The sequence below is a fragment of the Moorena sp. SIO2C4 genome (genome assembly GCF_010672485.1).
Lineage (GTDB): Bacteria > Cyanobacteriota > Cyanobacteriia > Cyanobacteriales > Coleofasciculaceae > Moorena > Moorena producens.
Map to the genome: position 1 here is coordinate 1 of NZ_JAAHGN010001307.1, position 1,783 is coordinate 1,783.

At 42.7% G+C, this 1,783-nt stretch carries 1 protein-coding gene and 1 pseudogene; one reads left to right on the forward strand and one right to left on the reverse strand.

Features of this window, described 5'->3' with window-relative positions:
- Nucleotides 1-255: 255 nt before the first annotated feature.
- A pseudogene (locus tag F6K20_RS36930) lies at nucleotides 256-1,420 on the reverse strand (CobW family GTP-binding protein).
- 217 nt (nucleotides 1,421-1,637) lie between these two features.
- On the opposite strand from F6K20_RS36930, the gene F6K20_RS36935 reads away from it, so the two are divergent.
- A partial coding sequence (locus tag F6K20_RS36935) for a helix-turn-helix domain-containing protein (protein WP_287298188.1) occupies nucleotides 1,638-1,783 on the forward strand: 146 nt, incomplete at its 3' end.

Sequence of the window (1,783 nt, forward strand, 5' to 3'; positions counted from 1 at the left end):
TAATCATCTGATTGTGGTAAAGACCCCTAAATTCCCATCTTTAAAAAAGCTAAGCATCCGCTAATTCCCCCCAAGCGAGCAATCCCTCGCTTGGGGGGCTAGGGGGGCGGGGGACCCAAGAAAGTCTTGTTCCCCCCAAGCGAGCAATCCCTCGCTTGGGGGGCTAGGGGGGCTCAATCATACCCATAATCAGCAACGCCGAATTTAGGATTCTGCATTCTTAATTCTTCATTCTACATTCTTAATTCTTCATTCTTAATTCAACAATTGCTTACCAAATCCCCTGCTGTGTATTGGTAGACTCTGAAGAGATACACTGGTTTAATTGTTCACGTAATGTATCATGATCTAAATCTTGACCAATCAGCACTAATTGATTTTTTGGTTCACCTTTCCACTCATCATCTTCAATAGAGAAACGCTTACCACTGAGGTGGAAGATGTGACGCTGAGGACTTTGATCAAACCAGAGAATTCCCTTAGCGCGGAACACATTAGAGGATAACTTATTGTCTAGGAAATCCTGAAACTTCCGAAGCCCTAGGGGCTTGTCACTCTCGAAAGAAAGGGAAGTGAATCCGTCAATTTCTAGGTGATCGGAGTGATAGTGATGAGCGTGATCATGGTCATGATGGTCATGGTGGTGATGATCATGGTCATGGTGATCATGGTGGTGATGATCATGGTGATCATGGTCATGATGGTCATGATGGTCATGATCATGGTGGTGATGATCATGATCTGATGTTTTGCTGTCGAAATACTTATCAGACTCAAAGAGACCAACACTGAGAATTAAAGGAATTGGCACTTCGGCTTTAGTAGTTCTCAAAATCCTAGCATCAGTTTTCATATCTCTGAGCCGGTTTTCCAAGTGGTCTACATTGGCTTGATCGACCAAGTCAGTCTTGTTGAGGATAATAATATCCCCATAAGCAATCTGATTAGTTGCCGCGTCACTATTAAATAGATCGATACTAAAGTTTTCTGAATCTACCATAGTGACAATAGAATCAAGACGAGTCATATCTCGCAATTCTGTGCCCAAAAAGGTTAGCGCCACTGGTAAGGGGTCCGCTAATCCGGTAGTTTCCACCACTAAATAATCCAGCTTTTCTGGATGCTCCAATACTTTGTAAACTGCTTCAATTAAATCATCATTAATGGTGCAGCAGATACAGCCATTATTCAGGGCGACCATATTATCATCAGTATTGATAATCAGCTCATTATCAATACCAATTTCACCAAACTCATTAACAAGGACCGCTGTTTTGACGCCTTCTTGGTTACTTAAGATATGGTTAAGGAGGGTGGTTTTGCCGCTACCCAGGAAACCGGTAATAATGGTAACGGGTAAGCCTTGTTTCGGGGCTTCCATCCCTTGACCAGATGGGGAATCAGTCGGTAAAGTTTGCATAAGGCAACTTGTGAAAACAGTTGAGAATCAAGATATACCAAGATATCGTATTTTATCTAAAACAGCAATTCATCTCCCGCTAACCCTACGGGTATAACGGGAGACGGGGCGTATAAAGTGCTCCCGCAGGTGACCCACACAGCCCCTCATGAATTGCGCTTACTTGAAACCTTACACAGAATATATTATAATGTAAGTATATACCAAAGAGTAAATAATGGTCGAAAAAGCTTACCGTTACCGTTTCTATCCAACCCCTGAACAGGAAACTCTGCTGAGGAGAACTCTAGGATGTGTAAGACTTGTTTACAACAAAGCTTTAGATGCTAGGACTTCAGGTTGGTACAAACGCTCACGACGGAA